This window comes from Halobacillus shinanisalinarum (genome assembly GCF_022919835.1).
Classification (GTDB): Bacteria; Bacillota; Bacilli; order Bacillales; family Halobacillaceae; genus Halobacillus_A; species Halobacillus_A shinanisalinarum.
Genome location: NZ_CP095074.1, coordinates 2,620,466 through 2,646,290, shown reverse-complemented (window position 1 = coordinate 2,646,290; position 25,825 = coordinate 2,620,466). Strand labels below are relative to the sequence as shown.

Here is a 25,825-nt window from a genome sequence, read left to right as displayed (position 1 = left end):
GTTCCACTACGATGATCAAAATCTCCCTAGTTTTTCCGTAACATGTGAACATACTGCTTTTCATTGAATATTTCCCTTGGTTTAGGTTAAAAGTAGTAGTAAAATCGCTATATTTTGGAGGTCAAACATTAATGGAAACGAAGCATAATGTTCAACTTACTTCAGCAGAAATCGCTAACATTTGGACAGCTTATCAAACTGATTCTTTGTCAATTTGCACTCTCACCCATTTTTTAGACAACATTCAAGATTCGGAGATCCGTCCCATTTTGGAATATGCCTTACAGTTATCTAAATCCCACATACAAAAATTACGATCGATCTACACCGAAGAACAGCTCACTGCTCCGGATGGTTTTACGATAAAAAACGATTACCATAAAGCCCCCCGTTTGTATACAGATGAGTATTATCTTTTCAACATTCAAAATATGGGGAAGCTCGGAATGGAAGCTTACACGCTAGCTTTGTCAAACTCCACACGTTTGGATATTTGTGAATACTTTACGGAGTGTCTACATGAATCCACAAAACTGTACAATAAGGCAACAGAGCAGATGTTAAACAAAGGCCTGTTTATACGCCCCCCTTCATTCCTACATCTGATAAAGTGGAATATGCCCAAAAGCAATCCTTTTTAAAAGGTTGGTTTGGCAATCGCAGACCCATCAATGTGATTGAGATTTCAAGTATCTATTTTAATATGATTCGGAATCAATTAGGGTTGGGAACGATAACGGGGTTTAGCCAAGTTGCGGAATTGCAAGTTGTTCGTGACCACATGAAAAGGGGGAGAGACATCTCAGCAAAGCATATTGAAATTTTTGGGTCATTATTAAGTGAGGACCTCCTTCCTTCTGCATCGTCATGGAGCACACAGCCGACGGCTTCTACGACGGCCCCTTTTTCCGATAAATTGATGATGCTTCAGGTGTCCGCCTTAATTTCCTCCAGCATCGCCCATTATGGGTCTAGTATAGGCACAAGCCAAAGACGTGATTTAGCCACCCACTATACTCGTTTGATGGCAGAACTTGCGGCCTATGCGGAAGACAGTGCCAATATCATGATTGATCATGGTTGGTTGGAGGAACCACCACAAGCTGTTGACCGGGATCAATTAGCTAAGTGATAAAAATGGAAAAACAGCGAATGGTTGACCCCACCCCATTGCACTGTAAAACCCCCTGGGTGGTTGTCTGGTGGTCTGCTGCTTTCCCAGGGTTTGGGCATCTCCTCTTGTCCCAACATCTTAAAGGTATTGTGTTCATTGCATCTGAGGTTTTGTTAAACGTCAGTGGAAACTTGAATCTTGCTATGGTGTATTCATTTACAGGGCAATTTGACAAGGTTAAGGAGGTCGTTGAACCTCAATTGATCTTTCTATATATCCCTTTATATTTTTTTGTGATGTGGGATAGTTACCGCAATACCCTTGCCTTTAATAAACGTTGTCTTTTAGCTCAACGAAGGCAGCATGATCGGATTGATGTCGGAACCAATCGGAGGTATCATGATTTTCAAAAAAGGAAACCTTGGATTGTTGTGATGTGGTCACTTTTCCTACCGGGAACGGGGCATCTCTCCCTCCGAAAGATAGTTCCTGCTCTTATCATCCTGATTTCATGGGTCAGTTTCAGTTACCTCTCACATTTCTTTGGAGGATTACAACTCATTTTCTCGGGAGAAGTTCATCTATCAACCACGGTCTTCAATCCAGGGTGGTTACTGTTTTTGCCTTCGGTTTATGGCTTTGCTTTATATAGTGCATACATTTATGCTGTCGAAAATAACAATCGATTTGATTGGGAGCAATCGCAATTTTTAAAAAGGAACTACCAGCATTCAGAGTTTAAAATGCCCAGGCTAAAGATGATGTTAGCCTAGAAATTGGACACAGAGAATGAAGATTTTTATACTGAAAATAACAATTCTTGGGAGTGTCCAAAATGAGTAAACGTTACGATAAAGAATTCAAATTATATGCGGTAAAAATGGTCGTGGAAGATGGCAGAAAGATTGCGGAAGTGGCAAGGGAACTTGATTTAGTCCATCAGACGCTGAATAAATGGGTAACGAAATACAAGGAAGATAAGGAAGACAGCTTTGTTGGGAGTGGGAACCTAAGTCCGAGAGATGCTGCCGAGTATGAAAAGGATAAGCAAATTCGTGATCTGAAAGAAGAAGTCGCCATTCTAAAAAAGGCGATGGGCATCTTCGCCAAAAATCAGAAGTAATCTACGACTTCATCGAAAAGCACCGACACGAGTTCCGTGTAGCGAAGATGTGCCAGGTATTAGGTGTTTCTAAAGGCGGTTTTTATGAGTGGCGTAAACGATCCCAGAGTAATCAGGAAAGGCGAAAAGAGAAACGGACTGCCCAAGTAAAACGGGTGTATGTGGAGTCTCAAAGAAGATACGGGAGTCCGAAAATTACGAAAGAATTAAAACAACAAGGGTGGAATGTATCTCAAAAGACCGTGACTCGGATCATGAGGGAGAATGGCCTGCGCTCCAAAACCGTAAAGAAGTATAAAGCGACGACAAATTCCAAACACTCTTATCCTATTTATCCCAATCTATTGAACCAACAGTTTCAAGTGAATCGACCTGGGGCCGTTTGGGTGAGTGATATCACATACGTGTGGACAAAGGAAGGTTGGTTGTATTTGGCCACGGTGATGGACTTATTTTCAAGGAGAATCATTGGTTGGGAAATGAGCCATCGAATGACCAAAGCCTTGACGATCAGGGCTTTACAGAGAGCTATGGATCAACAGCCGCCAAAAGAAGGACTTATTCATCACTCTGATCGCGGTAGTCAGTACGCTGCAAACGAGTATCAAGCGATTCTACGAAACAATGATGTAACGACGAGTATGAGTAGAAAAGGAAACTGTTATGACAATGCTTGTATCGAATCTTTTCACAGTGTCCTCAAAAAGGAGCTCATATTCCATGAGAACTATCAAACACGTGAAGAAGCTAAACGAAGCCTATTCGCCTATATCATGACCTTTTACAACTACAAGCGTATTCATTCAGCCATTCAATACATGTCACCTATAGCTTACGAAAAAAGTATATCCAAGAGGTGAAGGCCGGTATAAGTCATTTTAGTTACCCTCTCAAGTAAAGAAGGGGCAAGGGCCCTTCTTTACTTGAGAGGCCAGCAAGCGGAGCGCGGTAGGGGGTCTAGATAAATCAACATTTTGAGTGTCCATTTTCTTGACATAAATCCAAGATATAACAACTTTCATTAAAGATCTCAAAATATATAAAAGCCTCAATTCTCGGTGTGGCAAACGAGAATTGAGGCTTTAGTAACTTCACAACGTCTTTTTACTATGTAGTGATTCTCTTTTTTCGATATAATATTCAATACATCTTGAAAGGAGAGGCAGGGTAAAACGGAATAATGAACTCTTTTGAGAAAAAGGCATACATACATTTTGTTCGAGAATTTGAAACTAAACTTGATCGAAAATTAACAGTGGATGAAAAAGAGTTTCTCAAATGGGTAGCCAAAAACCATGCTCAGGAATTAAAGTAGAGAAATACGTCTCATTAGGAAATGAGGTGCCGGATGAAAAACCTATCTGATGCTTTACTTGTTGAAGCCTATCATCATGCAAAGGCATTACATTTACCGCCAGATTTTATTAGGTTAATGAAAAAGGAATTAGAACACCGCGCCTTGTCATAGCAAGAGGATATTTCAGATTATCTTGATACTGAGCCTTCCGCATAAGGGGCGCTAAACCGGAATAAGGGACAGCGCCTGAAATCGCATTATCGGGCCATATTCATCAATAATAGGTCTATATGCCTCGACTGCTTCAAACAAATCACTAACTTCATTTGGTCCATATCAACCTGTGCTTTTTTTGTATAAAGACGTACTGACCTAGTCATTATTCATCTCCTCTGTTACTTCATGGCCGGTCATCTCAGCTATTTGATAAAGTTCATGTTTGAGATAGTCTTCATCCAGGGGCAGAAGCACTTCTTGATTAAAGCCGGAAAAAATATACTCAGCAAACTTCCAAATCGTATCATGGAGATTGGTTGGGGCATGTCCTGCGATCAGTTTAAGGACATGCAAAATGGCCGTCGTCACAGAGACATCCTCATTACCATAATGACGAAGCTGAAAGAAAGCCTTATAGAGGTAATAGGAAAAATCATGTTGTTTGATGGTCAACCGTTGTTGCCTCTGAGTATCGTAAAGCTCTGGTCGCAGCCATTCTTTATTACCCAATTGGATGAGAATCTCTCCAATCCGATTAATACAATTGATCGCTGTATGCGGATCATTGGTAGACGGAGAAATAGCTCTCAAGTCAATTTCCACCAACTTCTGAATTTCAAACTCAATGTCCTGGACACCTGTCCGTTCCACCCCTACTTTCACACAGCTTCGATACTTGTCAATATTGGTGACAGGATGATCGGGGTCTTGGGAATAAGATAGAAGCTTCATTCCCGTTACAACGTAATCACCGAGATAGACATTCATCCTTACCGTAATATCATCCTTTTCTATATAGTTCATTAAAGTACCGAAATCGATTAGACCCACATAGCCCGGCTGTTTAGTCGTAATCGTGCCCTCCTCAGCCGTTTGGGCATCGAAGTTGGGCGACCATTCTTGCCTGGAGTCTTCTTGATACCGTCGGATATCATTATCTAGGTGGTCAATGGTTTCTATCGCCTCTAAGGTAAGTCGATTGATTAAATTATTGACCTGGACCCATTTAGCCACATGATTAATAAGATAAACAAATGCGGCTACCCCGATGATGGCTATCATACCAGCAAGAATAGGTGTCACAAATAGGCTTTCTTTTCCCGGTGATTTCAATTGGAGGAAGGCGACCAGGTCATAGACAAAGCCACCGACAAAAATTGCCAAGATATTTTGTACCTTTCTATCGGCAATGAAGTTTTGCAGAGTGCGCGGCGAGAATTGGCCCGAAAACGTCGTCAAAACGACCATGATCGTCGAAAAGGTGATCGTTGTCATGGTCAGAGTGGCTGTTGTTAACGTGCTTAATAACTTAACAACCAATTTGCTGTCGGGAACAAGCACAGCCGGCACAATTGTTTTTAACTCCTTTCCAGTCAAGGAGAAATCAATGTTGACCGCAACGATCGCCAATACGATGCTTACAATCCCATAAAGGGCTGGTAAAAACCAGAAACTTTGTAGTGTGTTTTGCCATAGATTTGTTCGTTTCAATGCAGTTCGCTCCTTTTAAATAATGGGCCTATTTTTTACCACATTTCCTTATTTACTTGTCAGAAGGTGACCACGAAATTGGGGTACGGAAACGATTCGAGGAATGAGGGAGAGTAATTATGGTTGGTGTTCAAATGATGTAGGTTTATATTTATTTGACATGTCGAGTGTTTATTTGCTTAAAGAACCACTTATAATAGGAACGTGACAAAAAGAATGTTACAAATAAAGTTATCCAAGTCCAGTACCAAGACCAATGGATATACTCAATGACATTAGTATTTATTTCAAGTATTACCTCAATAACTGTAATGACTGAAGTATATAGAGCATAGTAACCAAATTTAGCGATTTTACTTTTTCCCTCTGGATAATGAACATTAAAGATGGCACAGATTGCAGGATATGCAAAAAATTCAAAAGTAAAACTTGCCTTGGTTGCATAATCAAACAACCTGACAGGATATTTAATCAGCCTCATCTCAACAACAATAAGACCAAACAACCATGTTATACACTGCTTAATATGAAAGGCTACTAAGGCATGAAGAATCTTATCTTTTGGAATGAGTAATAAAAGGGCAGAGAAAGCTACTATCCACACCGCTAATAAAATAATTTGCTCCATAGTCATACAGAAACGATCCCCCCAATAAATAAACGATTTTCCATTGTAACTTTCCAAGGGACTTCAAATTTATAAAGTAAAAAAGCAATAAATATAATAGACAACAAATAGGCAAGTAGAGGCCTTTTGTAATGGAGACGCAACATAGGAAACATGGTGAGGACAAACAAAAATGACCATCCTAAATTCCAGCCATGGTCATAAATAATACGACTACATAAACTACCCAGCCATTCGAGTCCCATGTAGATAGTAATCCATTTCATGTTGTGAAGGACCTGATTTTTAACAGACTTCGGATAACGGGACAAATATAAAATCACCGTACAAGGGAAAATAATAAACGTATATAGCATACTGACGATGGGGAAAGGAAGTCCAAGGTCAGGCTGAATCTTCCACAATATATAACCACCCGTCAAAAACATATATAATAAATTCATTAATGACATGTACAGTATTGTTGTATGGCACTTGTGGAAGTTTTCCCGATCCCACCATTGCCATGAGGAAATAATAGCCCAAATTGTAATAGCCACGTGCATAGTTGTTAATTCCTTTTAATTTGGATTTGTATGATCATGATGCGTAGTACCAATGAAGTCAGGTAATGCCAATGGAGAGGAAAGGCTAACTGCCAGTTATCAACCTAATTAGGGACACATTTACTACACACAGAGATCAGTTACATTAAATAGAACTGGTTTTGTAATTAAACTATAAATTTAATACCAGCTTTTTAAAAAAGAATCACCTATCAAATTTCTTTGAATCCATATGTGATTATTTGTTATCAATTATCTTTTTTCCATGCACTTTTATCAGTAAACTTCTGATAATCAACCCGATACCTATTCCCGGAATCAAAAATAGCATGGGTAGCCATATAGGTCCTACCAATACGCCCATTAATCTTACTATCGGTGAGTAAATCAATCCAACCGTCACAAAATAAGCTGCGAAAACAAACGGGAGAAAAGCATAAGGAGGCATTTTTCCACTTGCTTCCTTATAAGCATCCCACGCTGCAAAACAATACAAACAAGGGTAAAACATCAACCACCCATAATCGATTTGTTGGATGGCAGCTGCTTGATTTCCATAGAAGCTTGAAACAATCGCCTCATTAAAACCGCCTTGGACATTGACGAGAAATTCTAATGCAATAAACACAATTCCTTTGATGTATTGGCCATTTAACAGTTGCCCAAAACCAGGAAGGGCAATACTCCATAAAAGTTTTTCCAACTTGTCATTCTCTCGATTATCCATTAAGCATTTTCCTAACTTAATCTGCTAAGTCTTTACGATAAGCCGTTTCTGGTGGCTGTTCCAACCAACCGTTGTTTAATCAAAATGTTTGCCCCGTCCTTGGCATAAAGTCTAACCTTTGCAGTTAAACGAGTACTTTACACCCAAATCATGACTCGGACTGAAAAACAATTTCCCCCATGCCCGATTCCAGAAGCGATAAGTATGGTAATAGGGTACATCATCAGTTTATCCGAAAAAAGGGCAACCGTTGAGTTGTTCACCTCGGAGGTAATTCATCGTTCCTTCTGAAAGAAAGTTTTCCCTTAGTAGGAAGTAAAAATTCCAAGGTGCTTGCCGGCAGGTCCCGACCCTCCGAAATGAAATTATGTCATCCGGTTTTCTCTATTCCCTTATATATCATGCATCATTTGTTAAGCTTAAAAAGGTGTTTTCGCAAAACAACATAGTTGAATTATATTGCCCATTGACTAGGAAGAACAATCCACCTGATCCTCTCTTTTGGCTAATGGCATTTGATCCAAAAAACCCCTTTTAATCATGATATTGAGATTGTCTTCGCCGAAGATGAGCCATTCACCCATCAAACGCAGGAAATCCACACCTAAGTCCTTTCTAAACGAGGTCGAGAGAGCTTTTCCATAATTCGAGGCCGTAGCTCCAATAAATATTGAAGTTTTAAACAATATGACCCGATCTGAAAAGGAAGGATCGATGCTATCGGTAATCTCACTTTCCCATGTGGGGAGGTTGGGTAAATCGTTTTTGTTCATAAGCGACTGGAAAATATCCAAATGTTTATTCCCAATCTCTACCCCGCGATTGAATTGCTCCTTTATTTCTTTCGATTCCGTCATTTGAGAGAAGGCTTTAAAAACCGAATTCATAACCGCCACATCCTGAAAATTAAATACAAGGTGTCTAATTTCTTCAGACGTTAAGGGCCGGTTGCCTTTCACAAATCCTCCTAAAAACGATTGCTTTTGCACCTTCTCAATTTTTCCGGGTATTGGAATATGAATTTTGGGTTGATTTAACCCCTTTTTATCAACGAGCTCTACTAATGTGTTAAGCAACGCCTTCGTCCGGGTGAGACATTGAACAAAATAATTCCGCACATCTCCACGCGTTGAGGACGTCAGTGCCGCAGAATATTCCATACATGCCTTTTGGGTTAATGAATGCTTTAACAAAAGCACCGCATTATCTGTGAACTGGGGAGAGGCATTACGGTTGACATCATTTTCATCAAAAGACTCCGGAAGAGGATGTTTTGCTTCATTGAGTAAGAACTTCGCCCCGTCGACGATTTCGTTAGCGTCTTTTTGAGCTGTATCGAGCATCTTGTGAATCTCTTCATCCCTCACATTCAATCGGAAAAGATTGGTTACTTCACTCCCCATGGTATTGCCCAAATAAGTGTTCCACAGATTTGAGATTTCCGATGGTGTCAATGTAGGTTCCATAGAACGATCTTCCTCCTTTTTATTCCTGTATTTTCTAACTTGTCTTTTTTGTCCGTTCTAGCTCCGAGCTTATGCTAACCCTTTTTTTTAGCTAATTCATCACGATCAGCTGCCCGTGGGGGCTCTTCCATCCACCCATTTTTTATCATAATATTTGCGCCGTCCTCAGCATACTTACCGATTTCAGCCATAAGCCTTACATACATTGCCCCTAGATCACGCCTGGGACTTGCTGCCATACTGGCTCCATAATAGCCTAAACTTATACCAGTCAGAAATGTTCCTTTATACATCATTAATTTATCCGAAAAGACTTGAGATGTTGAATCAGTTACCTCTGCATCCCATGTCATAGGAGCCGGCAGGTCATCCTTTTGCATAGTTGAACTGAATACTTCAACATGTTTTCCAGCAATCTGTTTGCCTCTTTTGAAGTAGCGAACTGTTTCCTTTGATTTTGCTGTTTGGACAAAGGCTTGCATTGTCACAATACCTAGAGCGTTACGTTGTATATTTGTATATAGATTTGTAATTTCAAGAGAGGTTAATGGTCGTACATCACCAAACCAACCTGCAAGAAATTCCTGAGACTTAACAAAATCGATACCATCGGGTGTTGGCAAAGAAGGAGGGCGCATATAAAGCCCTTTGGATAGTAGAACTTCGTTTGATTTTCTAATTAATTCATTGGATTGAGAGAGACATTCACTAAAATAAGATTGAATATCTTCCCGTGTAACGACTTCTACACTAACACTATAAGCATTAAGGCCTAACTTCGCGAACTGGCTTAGCCAATTTAAAATATACACATCGGAAAATAGGCGAGGAGCATTCACATTCACATCTTCTTCTTTCGTAAAGCCTTTTGGAAGTGGGTATTGATTATCGTTAAAAATTGCCGTTAGTTTTTTTATATGTCCCTCGGCTTCTTGTAAAGTCAAGGACATAAGTTCTCGTATTTGTGGGTCTTCAATAATTTGAAGATAGTATGTCGCTTCACATGTTATAAGCGTATCGTTTATATAGGCAGACCAAAGTTGTGACAGTTCCGCTGCAGTTAGTTTCGCGTTGTGTGTTGTTTCCATAAGGGATCCCTCCAAAGGTTATTAATTGGTATTTTCACCCTCACCTCCACGAAATATTCATTATTCCCCGCGGTTTAGTCTTTGACAAATTGATTTTTTCAAACAGTCGCCACTTGTATAATATGGAGGGTAAAAAGGAGGGAATGAAAGAGTCATACAGTTTAAATAAATACATCAACTTGTGAGATGATTTTGAACAGCAACGTGGGGATATAATACATTCTTCAACTGTGAAAAAAGGGCCTGATGTTTTAAACCCAGATAGGTTATTAACGAATTTACCAAATGCTGTAATTTTTAAAAACGTATTACTTTGTAATAATAAGTTTGAAGGAAGAAAAGAGGTGAGGTTCACTATGATTAATCTAACTAAAATGCGTATTGTTTTATCTATCCTGATTATAGTCTACTTTCTTATACGTCTCCCTTTTGCTCGTACGATTGATCTGCATCCCTTTATTGGATTAGAAATGAATACAGCAATAATCATTATTATCCCTTTGTTAGACCTTATAGTGACTTTATATATCTACCTACAGTCAAAAGAAAGCCGAACAGAATCTAATAATTAAGAGTAAGTTTTATTATAGCCCTTCATCATATGTATATATTCACATATGATCATATTACAAGCATGATAAATGTTCATCAAACATATACAGGGCACCGCCAGCAAATGTCAAAATCCTGACGCTACCTCTTTAAACGCGTTTCATACTGCTTTTATCGGTTACAGTTTATATTTTTGGCAAATCTCCAGTAAAGATGATCCAAATATGTATGTAAAACGATAGCTAAGTAGAATTCAAACAGATGGGTTCTAATACAAAATGAGAAAAGGAGATGAGAGAACGTATGAAGATCAAACGAATCTTCGCTTTACTTATGGCCATAATGCTACTAATACCATCCTTAGCTATGGCACACGAAGGGGAGAAGCACACATCGCCAGTCCAAACCTCGGCCGCAGATTTACGAGCTAATTTTGGTGAACTGTTAGCTACTCACTTTGAATATCAAGTGCTTACAGCTCTTAAACAGTATCAAGGTGCCCCAGACGCAGACGTTGCTCAGGAAATGCTTGAAAAAAACGCCAATGAAATGAAGGCTGCTATCAAATCCATTTATGGACAAAAAGGGGCAGACCAGTTTGCTGAAATTTTCTCTTCTCAGTATGAAGACAGTGCCAGCCTAGGCATGGCTTTAAAGAATGATAATGCTGAGAAAGAAAAACAGGTGAAACAAGCTTTAAGTCAAGACTTCCCTAAAGAACTGGGTGCTTTCCTTGAAACAGCTACAGGAGGAAACCTTCCAGCTGAAACGGCTGAAAAAGTTCTAATGGCTCATGAACAAGACGTGATTGATGTCGTATCTAGCTACATTAATGGTGACTATGAAAAAGCGTATAACACCTTTGATGAAGGGTACAAGCGTATGTACACAATTGGCACAGCTCTTTCCCAAGCCATTGTTAAACAAATGCCTGAGAAATTCAATAACACTAAAGTAGTTACACCAGCATCAGATCTTCGTGTAACGTTTAATCAGTTGTTAGGTCTTCACTTCAGCTACCAGACGCTTACAAGTATTAAGCAATTCCAAGGTGCTGAAGATGCTGAAGTTGTTACAGAAAAATTAGAAGAAAATGCGAATGAGATGAAAGCGGCTGTTAAATCCCTTTATGGTCAAGAAGGTGCTGAGCAATTCGCAAAAATCTTCTCTTCTCAATATGAGAATAGCGCCGGATTAGGAACAGCTGTGATGAACGACAATACTGAAAAAGTAGAACAAATCAAACAAGAACTACTACAAGAATTCCCTAAAGAACTAGGCACTTTCCTTGGTACGGCAACGGAAGGTAATCTTCCAGCTGAAACAGCTGAAAAAGTTCTGATGGCTCACGAACAAGACGTGATTAATGTGTTCACTGCTTATATTGGTGAAGATTATGAGAAAGCATATCAAACTTTTGATGAGGGACATAAGCGTATGTCCATGATAGGTACAGCACTGTCTGGTGCGATCGCAAAACAAATGCCAGATAAATTCAGTGCAGAAATGATGCCAGAATCTATGCCTAAAACAGGTATGGGTGGCACAGCATCTAACTCTGCATGGGCTTGGATCAGTCTTGCTGTTCTTGCAGCAGGTGGCGGTGCCCTTCTTTACCGCAAAAAATCTGCTTTGAAGTAAGTCAAAAAATCTCCCCTATTGTTTTTCAATATTATAGAGAGAGTGGGACTCAGCCCCACTCTCTTTTTTACTGTCAAAGAAACAACGTTTTAATTTTTGCTTTCATAGCAGATAAATACACAAAGGTCTATTTCTTTCTTGAACTTCCCTCAATCTCAAATACTTACTCAATTATTCTTAAAAAAACAAGGGCTCAACCTGAGGTTGTTATTATTTCAATTAAGGTTGCCACACGTTTACTTACCGTTCCTAATTTTTTTGGGTGTCCATGCTCTCCACTTAATTGAGGGGTTATTTTTACTCATGATGATTCACTTACTGAACTTCGATAGCTTTTCCCCTTCCTCATTCTCTCTGGTTTAGAATGCGTTTAGGTTATATCTCTTTTCGGGTCACGTATCGGTTTTTATTAAATTATTAAGATAAAATCGTTATGCCATCGTAGGACATGAAAAATTCTTCGTTCGGTTACGTTATCGTATATGATCACCTAATTAGTAAGGGTGCCAGGGGAATTTCACCGTGCTGAGCGACTTGATTTCTATCCTAAAACTATATAAATTATTTGCCATAGCTCAATTATTAGTTCTAATGGCCTGGTTTGATCAGGAATATTATGGGAATACTCTCTCTAAACTCAATTCTAAAAAGGAGGCGTTCATTTGAAACGCTATTATGTATTCAGCTTTATCCTGGTTCTTGGCCTAATTTTAGGAGCTTGCGGCTCACCTGATAATCAAGACAATACGGATGCTCCAGACCAAACTAATCAACAGAACAGTGAATCCCCTAGCGGTAATGAGGAGAGTTCCGTAGAACCTTCTGAGGAAAATGGTACCGATGACGAAGGAGAAGATACTGAACTGGCACCTGGAGTTGATACTGTTATTAGCTCAGTCGAGCAATTGGATTCTAGCCTAGAAGACCCTGAGGACGTAAATCCAATAAATGAAAAAGGGAAAACCCTTGAGGAAGACTGGGACAGAATTGAAAAGAAGGTGGAAGAATCATTCCCAGATCAATATAAGAAAATAGAGGAAAGCCTCTATCCACTTATTAATGAAGCTAAGAAAGACCAACCTGACATTGAAAAGATGAAAGAATGGGTACAGCCTACCTTGGAAAGTTTGAATGAGCTGAAACAAAATATAATGACACAGTAACCAGTATGGAGAGGAAGCTGATGTCTCCAACAGGTTCTATTTTGACTATAAAACCAAATACACCAAGGAAAACGAGGTCGCTGAAGAACTGCTAATTTTTGAGTATTCATTAAAAGCTTCAACATTCGTTTTATATTAACGGTGAAGATCGCCATGGCACCTTGTACGCGCGTGCCTCGAAGATCCGAATATGAGGTGATTCATATCCGTGTCTATGCTTCAGCTCACTCATCTTCGCTTCGATCTTATATCGTTCTTTTGTCCTTTCCTTAAATGATTCACTGTTCTGGAACGCTAAAAGAAAGGCCCTTCATTTATTTAACACGATTGCCCTTTGTTAGCATCACAATAGATCCGTGCAGTTCCATAGATTCGTATTACATAAAAGATTCTCCTCTCTTACAAAAAAGGAGAATCTTTTATGTTGTTGCATTGTATTTCTGTTTTATTGGATTTGCCCAGTCAGGCAGGTCGTTGGCTACAAAAGTTATACGGCCTTTGGAGGTTTCTAAAACCAGTTCTCCATCCGATTTACTGTTATCGATGACTAAGAGGTTGTCAACGAGAGGCAAATTTCGAAGTAAATTTTTTTTGGAAGTCGAATCTCTTTTCAAAATGTCTTTTGTCGGGATATGGTGCCCACCATTTCTTACACGTAAGGCCACTCGTTCGATGTTTTGTTTTACGTGGCCAAGTCCAACGTAAAACATTGTGACTTCAAAGCCTCTTTCTTTGGCTTTGGTCATTTGGTGGATGGCATTTTTCCCAGCAAACGTCGTTTCAATCGAAAAGCTCTTCTCTTCCTCAATGCACTCATAGACTAATCTTACTGCTGCTTTTCCTGCCGCGAATTGTTTGGTCTCGGGTGCTTGCGGATTCAACCTGCGAGCAATGGAATCCGGATCAATATTGATATCTATACCTAACTTATCGATTAACAGGTTACGTATCGTGCTTTTTCCACTCCCATTGTTTCCAGCAAAGATATACATCATGGGAGGGAGCTCAGTGGACCTCATTAATTATCACCATTTGGCTTTTTGTCAAAATTCACAATGGTTCCATCCGGATATTCTTTCACGAGTCCGTTTTCTGTTTCGTAAACAATATAGGTGTTATTTGCTTTAGCATCGATTTTAGCTCGATCACCCGTCATCTTTACCCATTTATCTACCCAAGCAAATTTCCTTCCTTGGGATTCGCCTTCACGCTCTAGCATATAAAACACCACCTTTGTTTTATATATAAATTATATCAGACGAAATTACTGCTGTCATAAGTGTTCGTTTTTGATAACATGAATCCGAAGAAGATAATTTATTCCTCAATCCCTGATATTCCAATTTAATTGGGGTACCGCCAGTAGAAGTCCCTCCTTTATAATTCAGGTTATTTATATCTTAAATCTGAAATGTAGTTTATTGAAAATAAGTGAATTCAAAAATGAGTGATAATGGTTGAGGGTATAACCCGCGCAAAAATGCCCCATTTCGCGTTTATAAAACGGAATTGGGGCTCTAGTTTATGCAGCATCTATTTATCACCTTAAACAGTCTACCGACAGGAATATTATTTATTGGCTGCTTTGTCCATACATGCAACAAGCTTAGATTCAATGTCTTCTGCAAATGCTTTTAACGATTCATCTCCCGTTAGCTCAATAAGTGTTGTTGGCTTAGGCATCCCAATTTTCGTCTTTCCTTGATCCTCATACACAACAATTTTACAAGGAAGAAAGTAACCGACCATAAAGTTTTGTGTTAAAACTTCTTTTGCCGCCTCTGGATTACAAACTTCAAGGACCCTATAGTTCTGATCGTAATCGAATCCCTTTTTCTCCAGAGTATCTTTAATATCGAAATCCCAAAGAACGCCAAACTTTTCCTCTCTCAGCACCTCTTCCAATACCTTTACAGATTCCTCAACTGTTTGATTGGCTTCCACCGTATAATGAAACATCTAAACTGTCCCCTTTCTGATACTTTGTCATAAAGTCCCCTTTAACATAACCTCTTAAACTCATTTTGCCTTAATGGCATAATGGCTTGAATACAGTTGAAAGACTGTTGTTTCAAACCCTTGGATTCGTAAGGTCTTAACTAAATCCTCTGAAGAAATTTTTTCATGGATTGGGGGGCCACCGTCTGTTTCGATCGCTTCCCACTCAATAAACAAAACGATTCCACCTGGTTTTAAAATTCGCCTAATTTCAGTTAAAGTATTCTCAATACTCGGAACTTCATGAATAACCAAGGAGACCATCACTTTATCAACCGTTTGTGAGGCAATTGGGATATGTTCTAAATCACTTATGAGATAATCAATATTATTAACCCGGGCTTCTGCTGTCCTATTCTTTAACATCTCAATCATTTTAGGCTCAATATCCACGGCAAAGACAGATTCTTTCGTATGCTCCGCCATAGGTATAGTGAAATAACCATTTCCAGCACCTAAATCGGCTACAACGTCACGTTCTCTTAACTCCAGCATATCCATAATCTGTTTATAGGGTAATTGTTGTTGTCTGTCCTCGCTTAACAATTTATCGGCTTTTTCAGGATTAAATCGGTGCCCTTCCACTCAAATCACTTCTCCAATCTATTGTTTTCCTCATGTCTAATTTCTTGGTATAATACCAAGTATACAGATGGGTTTTACATTTTTTTGTGAAGGGGGTTAATAATTGACTATAAAAAATCTTTTTAAAGAAAAATGCCCTCAATGCAAAGAACATTTAACAGTAAGTCGAACAAGTTTACTCTCTAGCCAAGTGGTTAAATCCTGCCCTAAGTGTCATTACGAAAAAGAATATCATCCTGCCCTTGAATCCTATATTGAGACCGTTCAAGATTAATATAGGATGTCAAACCAAATTTTAATGGTTGTAGCAAAAATTAATAATGCCAATATACCTTGCAAATACCTGCTATTGATTTTTTTACCTTAAGTTGCTCCTAACGGTGAGGCAATTAAACTAGCTACCACCATGACAAGGGCTGGAAGGAACGGAACTTGCCCTGTCGCTATTTTCCCTGTTGTGGCACCTATAGATGAAATAAACGTTACAGCCAATGAAGTCGCAATGGTTATTCTGGTTGGGATTTTTAATAGGACTAACATGATAGGAACAAGGAGAAAAGCCCCTCCTGCACCGACAATGCCTGCCCCAATTCCAACAGCAAAGGTTAAAACAGCCGCGACGAACTTATTATAATGAAGCTCTTCATGATTGACTTTATCTATGCCTTTTTTGGGGACGAACATCATGACACTAGCGAGGATCGCCAATAGACCATATACAAGGTTGATACCTTCTTCCGTTAGGAGCCGTGATCCAAACCCCCCGATCAAACTTCCAATTAATATGCTGATCCCCATGGTTACAATCAAACTCTTGTTTAAATATCCGCCTTTTCGGTAGACCCAAACACCAGATAATGTCGCAAAAAACACTTGCACAGCCACAACGCCGGATACTTCATAAGCGCTTAATCCCTCAAACCCAACTATGATCGGGATATAGAGCAACATGGGGTAATTGATAATGGCACCACCGATGCCCAGCATGCCGGACAACAAGGACCCTGTAAAGCCAATGAGAAAAATCATGATAATAAATGCTAGGTCCATCCTCTCCCCCCTTTGTAAAAGGGAGAACATGGTCCTCCCTTTTTAGTCACACTTACCCTTTTTTAATCCAAAATTTCAATACACCGTCTTCCTCGGTATCCTGTAGTAATTCATGGCCACCTGATTTAGCCCATGCAGTTAGATCACTTTTAGCCCCTTGATCCGTTGCATGAATTTCTAATACGTCGCCTGAATTTAATTCCTGCATCGCTTTTTTAGTTTTAACGATCGGCATTGGGCAAGCCAAGCCTGTTGCATCTAATTTTTTTACTGCTTCCATGATTTTTTCCTCCTCTTACATTTCTGTGTTAATTACCCGTGAACCGCGCAGCGGTTAGGTCCAATTTCCATTTCTCTACGTTCTTCCTCATCCGGATTCGCTTTCCCCATGTTGGTATGGCGAATCTTTTCATAAGCATTAGGCTGTGGCGGAAGATTATCTGTCACCATTTTCCTGAATTCACCTTCATCATCGACTTGAAGACCTGAATTTTTCTGATATAGATCTCCCAATCGAGCAGACACCTCACCACTTTTGCCAAGCTCTTCGGCAAAGGAATAGTGAGCAGGGAGCACTACCAAATCATTAGAGAGTTCTTTGTATCGTTTATATAATGTTTCACGCAGATCTCCAACCCAATCTTCGGCCTTTCCTGCTAGATCAGGACGACCAATGGACTCAATGAACAGGATATCACCTGTAAGAAGGTATTGGTCATCAATGATGAGGGACGTACTTCCCAGGGTGTGACCCGGAGAATAAATCGGTTGTACTTGCACCGTAGTATTCCCGACAACGATATCATTACCTTCTTGAAGCGCCGTGTAGTCAAACGTAACATCTGTTGCATCTTTAGGAGGTAAATAATAGGTACCTTTAACGTTTTCCGCTAATTGACGTCCACCAGAAATGTGATCCGCATGCAAATGGGTATCAATCAAGTGTTTGATTTGCACATCTTTTTCTTCAACAAATGCTTCATAGATATCCGTCATTCTATTGGCATCTATAACCGCAGCTTCCCCTTCTGACTCAACGAAATAGGAGAGACAACCTTTTCCTAGGCGGACAAATTGATAGAGGCTTCCTCCACCTTTTAAACCCGCCACTTTCGTCGGCTCTAAGTGTTCACTCCAGGCTTTCATGCCACCTTCCAGAGAATAAACATAAGAATAGCCAGCTTCATCAAGTAATTCGCCAACCATTTGGGAAGACCCGCCTTTCGCACATACGACAATCACTTCCTGATCTTTTTGCAAGTCCCCTTCTACAGATTCAATCCCATCGAGCAAATTAAAGTATGGTTCGTTAATAACCTTGACTTTACCGACTTCAATTTTCCAATCATCAAATTCATCCGTATTGCGTACATCTAGAATCAATGTCTCTTCATGATTTACAACTTTCTTTGCTAACTCACCAGTTGTGATCGTTTTTACAGTCATTCTGTTTCTCCTTTCTTATCTAAAATGTTAATGACATATTAGCGTCTTTCGCATAATCGATGAATGAAGCAGCCCCGCCAACTTCAATTCCATCAACAAAATCACTCTTTTCTAAACTCATGACATCCATTGTCATTTGGCAGGCAATTAATTTAATATTTAATTCTTGAGCGATTCCAACTAACTCTTCGATTGTAGGAACGTTTGCATTTTCAAACCCTTCTTGGAAATGCTCTTTACGAAATGCTCTTTACCTTCTGGAAGTGGTAAGCTTTTGTGCCCTTCTTTATGAATTAAATTCAGCCCTTCAAACGTAAAGAAGATTCCTACTTCCGCATCAGATGCTGCAGCAGCTGTAGCTACATTAAATACCTTATACGCGTTAAACAAACTCCCGTTTGCTGCAATAATGGAAACTTTTGTATCGGCCATTTTAAAATTCCTCCTTATAAAATGAGCTATTTATTACTTCCTTCCGTTGATCCTTCCCATTTAGACATTCCAGGTATAACATTTTTCACATGTTTAAAACCTTTTTCACTTAGTTTTTGGGCAGCTAGATCGCTTCGATTTCCTGTACGGCAAATAATATGCAGGTCATCCTGATTCAACTCCTGAAAACGTTCTTCAATCTCTCCTAAGGGGATATTGATGGCTCCAGGAATATGGCCAAATGCAAATTCAGCCGGTTCACGGACATCTATAATGGATAGGTTCTCTCCATCATCTACTTTATTACGCAGATCTTCTAGGTCCGTGACCGCCTCATACCTTGTTTCTCCTTTCGCTTCAGCCTCGCTAGCCTTACGAACGTAATGCTTCAATACTGTTCCCTTTTCAACCGTTCCAAGGTACTGATGACCTGTACTTTCAGCCCATGCTTTTAAATCGGCAGTAGATCCTTTATCTGTAGCCTGAACTTCAATAACTTGCCCTTCATTTAAGTTGTTCATTGCTTTTTTCGTTTTGACAATGGGCATAGGGCACGCTAATCCTTTAGCATCTAGTATTTCATTTGCTTCAATATTCATGTGAATACCTCCTTATTTCTCTACTTCCTCCGACCACTCCAGCATGCCGCCCGCCATATTGGTTACATCATAGCCTTGCTTACTTAAAAAAAACGCATGCTTTGCCACTGCGCCCACCGGAACGGCAAACGATGCTGTATCTTTATCGATTTCATCCAGTCGATCCTGCACTTGCCCTAGCGGTATATGCTGGGCACCTGGAATTTTCCCTTGTGCTACCTCTTTATCCTCTCTCACGTCTATGATGTTTACCTTTTCTCCTTCTCTTACTTTCTTCTCTAGCTCTTTTGCTGTAACTTCCTTCATTACTAACCCACCTGACTTTAATCTAAATACTACACATATACGCGTATGGGTATGATAACCTTAAAAAATTATATAAACAAATTCACATTACCTTCTTCAGCATCTCCAATATAAGCAGCAACCCCCGCGTATTCAATACCGTCAAGGAGCTCCTCTTTTTGAAGGCCAAGTAAATCCATGGTCATCGTGCAACCAATCAATTTCACATCTTGCTCCTGTGCCATTTCTATTAATTGAGGTAGAGGCATGGCATTGTGTTTCTTGATAACATTTTTGATCATCTTTTGCCCCATCCCTAAATAATTCATTTTAGAAAGCCCCATTTTATCGGCACCTCTAGGCATCATCTTCCCAAACATCTTGTTTATAAACCGTTTCTTCATTGACACTTTATTATCTTTGCGCAGGGTATTTAATCCCCAGAACGTGTGGAAAATCGTTACTTCATGGTCATAGGCTGCAGCTCCATTTGCAATAATATACGCCGCCATCGCCTTATCATAATCACCATTAAACAAAACGATCGTCGTTTTCTTTTGATCTGACATGTTTGGCTCTCCCTTCATACATATACATCTATGGGTATAATAACAAATGAAAATTAAAAAGCAAATCTAATTGCTTCTTAACTTTTCTTATCTGCTTTTGACTAATAATTCGATGGCTTCCTGAACTACTTTCGTGGTATCCTCTCCCTTGTCCGCCTGTTCTTGAATACATCGTTGCAAATTTTCAGCAACGATTGTGGCAATCGTGCGATCCACAGCGGACCTTACTGCAGACAGCTGACTGATGACATCTTTGCATTCTTTTTCTTCCTCCATCATTTTGTGCACGCCACGAACCTGTCCTTCTGCCCGCTTTAATCGTAGTTTTAAATCCTGTGAAAAATCCATATTCTATATCTCCTTTATGAATTGCTTTATATACTATACTGTGTATTGTATTAGCCTATTTAAAAATAGTCTAGATTTATGCTTCCACCATACCCTTAAAATCACATGACATATAATAAATTCTCATTCCCTTTAGCTTCAGTAAGTCTCAAAAAAGTTTGTAAGTAAATTATTTAATTAAAGATTCTAACTGAAGGCATATGCTTTTTCAAGATAAACCTTAATTTGCAATAACGTTCATTTTTGATACAGCGAATTTATACTGCCATCTGATGACACTTCCGACACACTATGGGTGCCAAAACCTGTTCCCTTAAAATTTATTTATTGGTGTTCTAATGATATGATTGAACAACCCATTAAAATAGGAAGAACGTGATTATTACGCCTCTACTCACCTACGGCACCACAGAAATTGATTATATATTCTATCACCAAAACCGCAAAGACTTGAAAATTTCAGTTGATCTCGTAAACGGAGTAGAGGTTTTCGCACCACACTATCTTGAAACAGAAAAAATGAATGTACTGATCAAAAAGAAAGCCCCTTGGATCATGACCAAGCTTAGAGAACTAAATGAAGTTCAGCTATCAGTTCAACCGAAGGAATTTGTCAGTGGTGAGAAATTCCCTTACTTAGGTCGTCATATCAATCTATAAAAACCTTAAACATTCCTTAAGTTCCTTAGTATTAAAGATTTTAGTTTTATAACTACCGATATTATCCAATATAAATTCAATAGCTTCACGTGTTCTATCTTCTTGTAAATCCAAGTTCACTATTCCTAAAACTTCTTTGTCTTGGAAAACACAATTTCCCATGTTGAATTGATTTCTTATTTCTGTTTCTGACATAAATTTTATTAGTTTGTTTATCTGCTTCGAATTAAATAATTTAATTATGTCTTCATAAATATTTTTCGCGCCAGGTGAGACTCCTTCACAATACCAATTACCGTTTCCAATTCTACAAATTAACACAGTTTCAATTAACTTATCCTCTATGTTTTGTAAAATGTCACTTTCTTCTATAATATATCTTTTAATCTGTTTGGCTATTGGAACCTCATGGTGAAAATTATCGAAGGAATAGTGTACATCTGATAAGCGTGATAAAAATGAATCTAATTCTCTACTTCTTGTCCCTTCGCTTTTATAATTAACGCCATAACATTTTTCTAAAAACCTATTTCCCAATTCAAGTGTTGCATCATCCAGATGTAATGCAAAATGGTCTAACTTAAAGCCTATATCATATTTTTTCTCCTCAGGGCTCGCTTCCCAAACGACTGGCGCTAACTTTAAAATATTATCTCTAACATTCGGGGTTGTATTTTTCTTCGTGAAAATACTAAATAATGTAATTAATAAATTCCCTGATAAGCGTGTATTTTGTTTAGTTAAATTTTCTTTTATGTGTTCCAAGCGAGATTCATCAATTATCAAGTTTGGATTTATGTCAAGAAAATGGACACTCAAAATGTTGATTTATCTAGAACCCCTACCGCGCTCCGCTTGCTGGCCTCTCAAGTAAAGAAGGGCCCTTGCCCCTTCTTTACTTGAGAGGGTAACTAAAATGACTTATACCGGCCTTCACCTCTTGGATATACTTTTTTCGTAAGCTATAGGTGACATGTATTGAATGGCTGAATGAATACGCTTGTAGTTGTAAAAGGTCATGATATAGGCGAATAGGCTTCGTTTAGCTTCTTCACGTGTTTGATAGTTCTCATGGAATATGAGCTCCTTTTTGAGGACACTGTGAAAAGATTCGATACAAGCATTGTCATAACAGTTTCCTTTTCTACTCATACTCGTCGTTACATCATTGTTTCGTAGAATCGCTTGATACTCGTTTGCAGCGTACTGACTACCGCGATCAGAGTGATGAATAAGTCCTTCTTTTGGCGGCTGTTGATCCATAGCTCTCTGTAAAGCCCTGATCGTCAAGGCTTTGGTCATTCGATGGCTCATTTCCCAACCAATGATTCTCCTTGAAAATAAGTCCACCACCGTGGCCAAATACAACCAACCTTCCTTTGTCCACACGTATGTGATATCACTCACCCAAACGGCCCCAGGTCGATTCACTTGAAACTGTTGGTTCAATAGATTGGGATAAATAGGATAAGAGTGTTTGGAATTTGTCGTCGCTTTATACTTCTTTACGGTTTTGGAGCGCAGGCCATTCTCCCTCATGATCCGAGTCACGGTCTTTTGAGATACATTCCACCCTTGTTGTTTTAATTCTTTCGTAATTTTCGGACTCCCGTATCTTCTTTGAGACTCCACATACACCCGTTTTACTTGGGCAGTCCGTTTCTCTTTTCACCTTTCCTGATTACTCTGGGATCGTTTACGCCACTCATAAAAACCGCCTTTAGAAACACCTAATACCTGGCACATCTTCGCTACACGGAACTCGTGTCGGTGCTTTTCGATGAAGTCGTAGATTACTTCTGATTTTTGGCGAAGATGCCCATCGCCTTTTTTAGAATGGCGACTTCTTCTTTCAGATCACGAATTTGCTTATCCTTTTCATACTCGGCAGCATCTCTCGGACTTAGGTTCCCACTCCCAACAAAGCTGTCTTCCTTATCTTCCTTGTATTTCGTTACCCATTTATTCAGCGTCTGATGGACTAAATCAAGTTCCCTTGCCACTTCCGCAATCTTTCTGCCATCTTCCACGACCATTTTTACCGCATATAATTTGAATTCTTTATCGTAACGTTTACTCATTTTGGACACTCCCAAGAATTGTTATTTTCAGTATAAAAATCTCCATTCTCTGTGTCCAATTTCTAGGCTAACATCAGTTTTCTTGCTTTAGATTAACAATAAGTTGTTTAACAAAAAAGTGCGGCTTCTGAAGGACGGTCTTCAATAATGTCATTTACACATGTCTCTAGCCATCCTAATAATTCAAAAGTTTTTATTGACTCCATATTAGGATGTGAAGCACCAATGTTATTTCTCATGTATAAAATATGCTTTAACTTTTCGTGAAGCAAATCAGAGATTATTTCAAGTTTTCTGCATGTATCTATTAGAGTATTATCTTTAATTGAGCTTAAGTCTTCTTCTTCGGAGTAAGTTTCTCTTAATTCTCCTCCAATTGCAGCATCAAAAAATAATTCTAGACTATATAACTTTACCTTCTCCCTTAAAGAAACAACCACCTCATTCCATAAATAATTTAAAGCTGCATCATATAGTCCTATTGCAGAACTTGCAACGAATTTGGATAAATCCAATACACTGCATTCCGCTTGCTTTGAGGGGTTAATTCATAAATAGATTCTGGTAAGTTTGTCGCCATGAGTTTTCTCTCTCTACCGGATGCTATAATCCCCTCATGAGGCAATCCAAGCTCTTGCAGATAACTTTCAAAGTTTTGTAATCTATCTATAGATATACTTGCCTGTTTAACTTCTCCTAATTCAGACCTTTCATTTCCCACTTTAATCAGCTCACTTTTCTTTATTGATATTTACAATTGATAACGCTATGTAAATAATATCATATATAAATGGTAAATAAATGAATTAATATTATACTTTTTCCCTGTTTGAATTCGTTTACTTAACATTTGGTTGTAAGCAATCTTCAAAAAAAGTGCGGTCTCTCCATAACTCCACTTTCTTTTTCAAAAATTCTAATCTAAAGGTCTAAATTTTGCTCGTTGGACCTCACTCGTGCATATTATTATTTTCATCTCAATTAAATTTAACAACCCTGAATGAACATTATATACCTTGATATTACAGGGATTTATTATGTTTATACAGGGTGTACCCAATTGCTGCTTTTATATCACAAACAGGCATTAGCGGGAAAGACACAGCACTTCCCAAAGCAATCTTGCTCTCTGATTTAAACACTTCTGTCAAAGTTAAATTAAATGACAAAGTAAGACCACATTCTTTGCATGGAATGTGGTCTTTAGCATGTTTTCATTTTTTCTAAATCTAGCCATCAATCAAAATAAGGGCCGTAATCGCGTTTTTCGTGTTGGACAGATACCCATTGCACAGTCGTGAATTCTTCAAGAATCCAATCCCCATTAAATCGACCAAGGCCTGACTCTTTTTCCCCGCCGAACGGGACGTGGGACTCGTCATTAATCGATTGATCATTGACATGAACCATACCGGTATGGAGTCTTCTAGCGATGTTTACCCCGTGTTCTAATGAACCAGAATGTACGGCACCGCTTAAGCCATATGGTGAATCGTTGGCGATGTCAACGGCCTCGTCTTCATCTTTATATGAAATAATCGGAGCGACCGGGCCAAAAATTTCATTTTTAGCGATTGACATATCATTCGTTACATTCACGAGAACCGTTGGCTCAAGAATATTTCCATTGACGTCTCCGCCCAAAACTTTATGGGCACCCTGGTTAATGCTTGATTCGAGGTCCTCTAGAATGCCTTTCAGTTGACCACTATTAATCACCGGCCCGACATTGGTCTTAGCATCATCTGGATCGCCGACTTTAAGGTTACTTACTTTATTTTTGAAGGCCTCAACAAACTCATCATACCTTGATTCGGGAACTAGAATGCGGTTGGCGGCGATACACACCTGCCCTTGGTGCAAAAACTTGCCGAAAACGGCTGATTCCACCGCTTCTTCAATTTTTGCATCTTCAAGCATGATGAAGACATTGTTTCCACCAAGTTCCAGTGCTGCTTTCTTTAAGGTTCGGCCAGCTAATTCTCCAATATGACGGCCGACGTCTGTTGAACCAGTAAAGGAAATAAACGATGGAATCGGATGCGTCACCATATGGTCGCCAATTTCAGACCCCCGACCAACGACAACATTAAGCAAACCGCCGGGTAGTCCTGCCTCTTCAAACAATTTAGCAATTAATAGCCCGCCGGTGACAGGTGTTTCAGTCGCTGGTTTGATCACAACGCCGTTACCCGTTGCTATAGCCGCCGCGACAGACCGCATGGTCAAATGCAATGGGAAATTCCACGGGCTAATGACACCGATAACCCCAAGGGGCCCGCGATACACCCGGTTTTCTTTCCCAGCTGTTTTAGAGGGGGCAATCAATCCGGTCATACGCAATGGATAACCGGCCGCTTCTTTAATGTCGCTATACGCCGCTTGAAATTCGACCATCGATTTAATCCTTGTACTGCCAGACTCTTTAACTAACCAGTTAATAATCTCTTCCTGATTCTCGAGCATCAGATTTGCCGCTTTCTCGAGAATTTTTTGCCTAGCCTGTGGTAATGCTTGTGCCCATTCTTTTTGAACTTTTTGTGCGGATTCATAAGCTTCATCTAGATCTTCAGCTGTTCCCCCTTGAATCTCAACAATCGCCTCTCGTGTATAGGGATTGATATCCGTAACGGTTCTATCACTCGTTCCTTCTCGCCACTCTCCGGAAATATATAGGTTGCTAAAGTCTGAAAACATATTATTTCACTCCTTTGTCCTGAA

General features: G+C 39.3%; 29 protein-coding genes and 4 pseudogenes. 9 read left to right on the top strand and 24 right to left on the bottom strand.

The window, feature by feature from the left end:
- The first annotated feature begins 131 nt into the window (after positions 1-131).
- The 5 genes and pseudogenes from MUO14_RS13235 to sda all read left to right on the top strand — a co-directional run bounded on the left by MUO14_RS13235 (position 132) and on the right by sda (position 3,705).
- Positions 132-641, top strand: coding sequence for a DUF3231 family protein (locus MUO14_RS13235; protein ID WP_244751155.1), 510 nt, complete (start codon positions 132-134; stop codon positions 639-641).
- Positions 642-673: 32 nt separating this feature from the next.
- Positions 674-1,132, top strand: a complete 459-nt coding sequence (locus MUO14_RS13230; protein ID WP_244751154.1) for a DUF3231 family protein — start codon at positions 674-676, stop codon at positions 1,130-1,132.
- A 5-nt stretch (positions 1,133-1,137) separates the two neighbouring features.
- Positions 1,138-1,887: a hypothetical protein gene (locus tag MUO14_RS13225; protein WP_244751153.1), complete on the top strand. Its 750-nt coding sequence runs from the start codon at positions 1,138-1,140 to the stop codon at positions 1,885-1,887.
- A gap of 62 nt (positions 1,888-1,949) precedes the next feature.
- Positions 1,950-3,097, top strand: a pseudogene (locus MUO14_RS13215) (IS3 family transposase).
- 488 nt (positions 3,098-3,585) lie between these two features.
- Positions 3,586-3,705: a sporulation histidine kinase inhibitor Sda gene (gene sda / locus MUO14_RS13210; protein WP_244751152.1), complete on the top strand. Its 120-nt coding sequence runs from the start codon at positions 3,586-3,588 to the stop codon at positions 3,703-3,705.
- Between the two features lie 86 nt (positions 3,706-3,791).
- Here sda and MUO14_RS24325 read toward each other — a convergent pair whose 3' ends face one another.
- The 7 genes from MUO14_RS24325 to MUO14_RS13180 form a co-directional block, all read right to left on the bottom strand.
- Positions 3,792-3,914: a hypothetical protein gene (locus MUO14_RS24325; RefSeq protein ID WP_255822113.1), complete on the bottom strand. Its 123-nt coding sequence runs from the start codon at positions 3,912-3,914 to the stop codon at positions 3,792-3,794.
- Positions 3,907-5,241 (bottom strand): DUF2254 domain-containing protein, encoded by a 1,335-nt coding sequence (locus tag MUO14_RS13205; protein WP_244751151.1) that lies wholly within the window; start codon positions 5,239-5,241, stop codon positions 3,907-3,909. The genes MUO14_RS24325 and MUO14_RS13205 overlap by 8 nt, the downstream gene beginning before the upstream one ends.
- 151 nt (positions 5,242-5,392) lie before the next feature.
- Positions 5,393-5,875 (bottom strand): CBO0543 family protein, encoded by a 483-nt coding sequence (locus MUO14_RS13200; protein WP_244751150.1) that lies wholly within the window; start codon positions 5,873-5,875, stop codon positions 5,393-5,395.
- On the bottom strand, positions 5,872-6,414 hold the full coding sequence (locus MUO14_RS13195; RefSeq protein ID WP_304654182.1) for a CBO0543 family protein: 543 nt from the start codon (positions 6,412-6,414) through the stop codon (positions 5,872-5,874). The genes MUO14_RS13200 and MUO14_RS13195 overlap by 4 nt, the downstream gene beginning before the upstream one ends.
- Before the next feature lie 238 nt (positions 6,415-6,652).
- Positions 6,653-7,141, bottom strand: a complete 489-nt coding sequence (locus tag MUO14_RS13190; protein ID WP_244751148.1) for a hypothetical protein — start codon at positions 7,139-7,141, stop codon at positions 6,653-6,655.
- A 470-nt stretch (positions 7,142-7,611) separates the two neighbouring features.
- Positions 7,612-8,607 carry a DUF3231 family protein gene (locus MUO14_RS13185; protein WP_244751147.1) on the bottom strand — a complete coding sequence of 332 codons (996 nt, stop codon included), beginning with the start codon at positions 8,605-8,607 and terminating at the stop codon, positions 7,612-7,614.
- Positions 8,608-8,681: 74 nt separating this feature from the next.
- Positions 8,682-9,695 (bottom strand): DUF3231 family protein, encoded by a 1,014-nt coding sequence (locus MUO14_RS13180; RefSeq protein ID WP_244751146.1) that lies wholly within the window; start codon positions 9,693-9,695, stop codon positions 8,682-8,684.
- A gap of 356 nt (positions 9,696-10,051) precedes the next feature.
- Here MUO14_RS13180 and MUO14_RS13175 point away from each other — a divergent pair, with 356 nt between their 5' ends.
- The 3 genes from MUO14_RS13175 to MUO14_RS13165 all read left to right on the top strand — a co-directional run bounded on the left by MUO14_RS13175 (position 10,052) and on the right by MUO14_RS13165 (position 13,051).
- The gene (locus MUO14_RS13175) at positions 10,052-10,267 is read left to right on the top strand and encodes a hypothetical protein (protein ID WP_244751145.1); all 216 of its coding nucleotides are present in this window, start codon (positions 10,052-10,054) and stop codon (positions 10,265-10,267) included.
- 283 nt (positions 10,268-10,550) lie between these two features.
- Positions 10,551-11,888, top strand: a complete 1,338-nt coding sequence (locus MUO14_RS13170; RefSeq protein WP_244751144.1) for a hypothetical protein — start codon at positions 10,551-10,553, stop codon at positions 11,886-11,888.
- A 662-nt stretch (positions 11,889-12,550) separates the two neighbouring features.
- Complete coding sequence (locus MUO14_RS13165) at positions 12,551-13,051, top strand: hypothetical protein (protein ID WP_244751143.1); 501 nt, start codon at positions 12,551-12,553, stop codon at positions 13,049-13,051.
- 419 nt (positions 13,052-13,470) lie between these two features.
- Here MUO14_RS13165 and MUO14_RS13155 read toward each other — a convergent pair whose 3' ends face one another.
- The 12 genes and pseudogenes from MUO14_RS13155 to MUO14_RS13100 all read right to left on the bottom strand — a co-directional run bounded on the left by MUO14_RS13155 (position 13,471) and on the right by MUO14_RS13100 (position 20,363).
- A complete protein-coding gene (locus tag MUO14_RS13155) occupies positions 13,471-14,070 on the bottom strand; it encodes an ATPase (protein WP_244751142.1) in 600 nt (199 codons plus the stop codon).
- Complete coding sequence (locus MUO14_RS13150) at positions 14,070-14,270, bottom strand: hypothetical protein (RefSeq protein WP_091588189.1); 201 nt, start codon at positions 14,268-14,270, stop codon at positions 14,070-14,072. The genes MUO14_RS13155 and MUO14_RS13150 overlap by 1 nt, the downstream gene beginning before the upstream one ends.
- 350 nt (positions 14,271-14,620) lie before the next feature.
- Positions 14,621-15,010 carry a DUF302 domain-containing protein gene (locus tag MUO14_RS13145; protein WP_244751141.1) on the bottom strand — a complete coding sequence of 130 codons (390 nt, stop codon included), beginning with the start codon at positions 15,008-15,010 and terminating at the stop codon, positions 14,621-14,623.
- Positions 15,011-15,070: 60 nt separating this feature from the next.
- Positions 15,071-15,634 carry a class I SAM-dependent methyltransferase gene (locus MUO14_RS13140; RefSeq protein WP_244751140.1) on the bottom strand — a complete coding sequence of 188 codons (564 nt, stop codon included), beginning with the start codon at positions 15,632-15,634 and terminating at the stop codon, positions 15,071-15,073.
- Positions 15,635-15,904: 270 nt separating this feature from the next.
- Positions 15,905-16,684 (bottom strand): annotated as a pseudogene (locus MUO14_RS13135) (sulfite exporter TauE/SafE family protein).
- A gap of 52 nt (positions 16,685-16,736) precedes the next feature.
- A complete protein-coding gene (locus MUO14_RS13130) occupies positions 16,737-16,964 on the bottom strand; it encodes a sulfurtransferase TusA family protein (RefSeq protein ID WP_244751139.1) in 228 nt (75 codons plus the stop codon).
- Between the two features lie 32 nt (positions 16,965-16,996).
- On the bottom strand, positions 16,997-18,130 hold the full coding sequence (locus tag MUO14_RS13125) for an MBL fold metallo-hydrolase (protein WP_244751138.1): 1,134 nt from the start codon (positions 18,128-18,130) through the stop codon (positions 16,997-16,999).
- Positions 18,131-18,149: 19 nt separating this feature from the next.
- A pseudogene (locus MUO14_RS13120) lies at positions 18,150-18,562 on the bottom strand (DsrE/DsrF/DrsH-like family protein).
- Between the two features lie 26 nt (positions 18,563-18,588).
- A complete protein-coding gene (locus tag MUO14_RS13115; RefSeq protein ID WP_244751137.1) occupies positions 18,589-19,161 on the bottom strand; it encodes a sulfurtransferase TusA family protein in 573 nt (190 codons plus the stop codon).
- A gap of 12 nt (positions 19,162-19,173) precedes the next feature.
- Complete coding sequence (locus MUO14_RS13110; protein ID WP_244751136.1) at positions 19,174-19,467, bottom strand: rhodanese-like domain-containing protein; 294 nt, start codon at positions 19,465-19,467, stop codon at positions 19,174-19,176.
- 68 nt (positions 19,468-19,535) lie between these two features.
- On the bottom strand, positions 19,536-20,015 hold the full coding sequence (locus MUO14_RS13105; protein ID WP_244751135.1) for a DsrE/DsrF/DrsH-like family protein: 480 nt from the start codon (positions 20,013-20,015) through the stop codon (positions 19,536-19,538).
- A gap of 87 nt (positions 20,016-20,102) precedes the next feature.
- Entirely contained in the window at positions 20,103-20,363 is a 261-nt protein-coding gene (locus MUO14_RS13100; protein WP_244751134.1) for a metal-sensitive transcriptional regulator, read from the bottom strand.
- A 375-nt stretch (positions 20,364-20,738) separates the two neighbouring features.
- Between MUO14_RS13100 and MUO14_RS13095 the strand changes: the two genes are divergently transcribed.
- On the top strand, positions 20,739-21,023 hold the full coding sequence (locus tag MUO14_RS13095; protein ID WP_244751133.1) for a YgjP-like metallopeptidase domain-containing protein: 285 nt from the start codon (positions 20,739-20,741) through the stop codon (positions 21,021-21,023).
- Here MUO14_RS13095 and MUO14_RS13090 read toward each other — a convergent pair.
- The 5 genes and pseudogenes from MUO14_RS13090 to MUO14_RS13065 form a co-directional block, all read right to left on the bottom strand.
- Complete coding sequence (locus MUO14_RS13090) at positions 21,018-21,788, bottom strand: hypothetical protein (RefSeq protein ID WP_244751132.1); 771 nt, start codon at positions 21,786-21,788, stop codon at positions 21,018-21,020. The genes MUO14_RS13095 and MUO14_RS13090 overlap by 6 nt on opposite strands.
- A 168-nt stretch (positions 21,789-21,956) precedes the next feature.
- Positions 21,957-23,104: pseudogene (locus MUO14_RS24975) on the bottom strand (IS3 family transposase).
- A gap of 107 nt (positions 23,105-23,211) precedes the next feature.
- The gene (locus MUO14_RS13075; protein ID WP_244751129.1) at positions 23,212-23,619 is read right to left on the bottom strand and encodes a hypothetical protein; all 408 of its coding nucleotides are present in this window, start codon (positions 23,617-23,619) and stop codon (positions 23,212-23,214) included.
- Complete coding sequence (locus tag MUO14_RS13070) at positions 23,583-23,825, bottom strand: hypothetical protein (protein ID WP_244751128.1); 243 nt, start codon at positions 23,823-23,825, stop codon at positions 23,583-23,585. The genes MUO14_RS13075 and MUO14_RS13070 overlap by 37 nt, the downstream gene beginning before the upstream one ends.
- Positions 23,826-24,340: 515 nt before the next feature.
- The gene (locus MUO14_RS13065; RefSeq protein WP_244751127.1) at positions 24,341-25,801 is read right to left on the bottom strand and encodes an aldehyde dehydrogenase family protein; all 1,461 of its coding nucleotides are present in this window, start codon (positions 25,799-25,801) and stop codon (positions 24,341-24,343) included.
- Positions 25,802-25,825: the final 24 nt, after the last annotated feature.

What these genes read in the sequence shown, in the direction of transcription:
- MUO14_RS13150 (WP_091588189.1), bottom strand. Translation starts at nt 14,270, where the DNA reads ATGCTAGAGCGTGAAGGCGAATCCCAAGGAAGGAAATTTGCTTGGGTA.
- MUO14_RS13155 (WP_244751142.1), bottom strand. Translation starts at nt 14,070, where the DNA reads ATGAGGTCCACTGAGCTCCCTCCCATGATGTATATCTTTGCTGGAAAC.
- MUO14_RS13190 (WP_244751148.1), bottom strand. Translation starts at nt 7,141, where the DNA reads ATGGATAATCGAGAGAATGACAAGTTGGAAAAACTTTTATGGAGTATT.
- MUO14_RS13110 (WP_244751136.1), bottom strand. Translation starts at nt 19,467, where the DNA reads ATGAAGGAAGTTACAGCAAAAGAGCTAGAGAAGAAAGTAAGAGAAGGA.
- sda (WP_244751152.1), top strand. Translation starts at nt 3,586, where the DNA reads ATGAAAAACCTATCTGATGCTTTACTTGTTGAAGCCTATCATCATGCA.
- MUO14_RS13105 (WP_244751135.1), bottom strand. Translation starts at nt 20,015, where the DNA reads ATGTCAGATCAAAAGAAAACGACGATCGTTTTGTTTAATGGTGATTAT.
- MUO14_RS13100 (WP_244751134.1), bottom strand. Translation starts at nt 20,363, where the DNA reads ATGGATTTTTCACAGGATTTAAAACTACGATTAAAGCGGGCAGAAGGA.
- MUO14_RS13180 (WP_244751146.1), bottom strand. Translation starts at nt 9,695, where the DNA reads ATGGAAACAACACACAACGCGAAACTAACTGCAGCGGAACTGTCACAA.
- MUO14_RS13235 (WP_244751155.1), top strand. Translation starts at nt 132, where the DNA reads ATGGAAACGAAGCATAATGTTCAACTTACTTCAGCAGAAATCGCTAAC.
- MUO14_RS24325 (WP_255822113.1), bottom strand. Translation starts at nt 3,914, where the DNA reads ATGACTAGGTCAGTACGTCTTTATACAAAAAAAGCACAGGTTGATATG.
- MUO14_RS13065 (WP_244751127.1), bottom strand. Translation starts at nt 25,801, where the DNA reads ATGTTTTCAGACTTTAGCAACCTATATATTTCCGGAGAGTGGCGAGAA.
- MUO14_RS13185 (WP_244751147.1), bottom strand. Translation starts at nt 8,607, where the DNA reads ATGGAACCTACATTGACACCATCGGAAATCTCAAATCTGTGGAACACT.
- MUO14_RS13170 (WP_244751144.1), top strand. Translation starts at nt 10,551, where the DNA reads ATGAAGATCAAACGAATCTTCGCTTTACTTATGGCCATAATGCTACTA.
- MUO14_RS13125 (WP_244751138.1), bottom strand. Translation starts at nt 18,130, where the DNA reads ATGACTGTAAAAACGATCACAACTGGTGAGTTAGCAAAGAAAGTTGTA.
- MUO14_RS13225 (WP_244751153.1), top strand. Translation starts at nt 1,138, where the DNA reads ATGGAAAAACAGCGAATGGTTGACCCCACCCCATTGCACTGTAAAACC.
- MUO14_RS13130 (WP_244751139.1), bottom strand. Translation starts at nt 16,964, where the DNA reads ATGGAAGCAGTAAAAAAATTAGATGCAACAGGCTTGGCTTGCCCAATG.
- MUO14_RS13195 (WP_304654182.1), bottom strand. Translation starts at nt 6,414, where the DNA reads ATGCACGTGGCTATTACAATTTGGGCTATTATTTCCTCATGGCAATGG.
- MUO14_RS13115 (WP_244751137.1), bottom strand. Translation starts at nt 19,161, where the DNA reads ATGAATATTGAAGCAAATGAAATACTAGATGCTAAAGGATTAGCGTGC.
- MUO14_RS13200 (WP_244751150.1), bottom strand. Translation starts at nt 5,875, where the DNA reads ATGACTATGGAGCAAATTATTTTATTAGCGGTGTGGATAGTAGCTTTC.
- MUO14_RS13145 (WP_244751141.1), bottom strand. Translation starts at nt 15,010, where the DNA reads ATGTTTCATTATACGGTGGAAGCCAATCAAACAGTTGAGGAATCTGTA.
- MUO14_RS13175 (WP_244751145.1), top strand. Translation starts at nt 10,052, where the DNA reads ATGATTAATCTAACTAAAATGCGTATTGTTTTATCTATCCTGATTATA.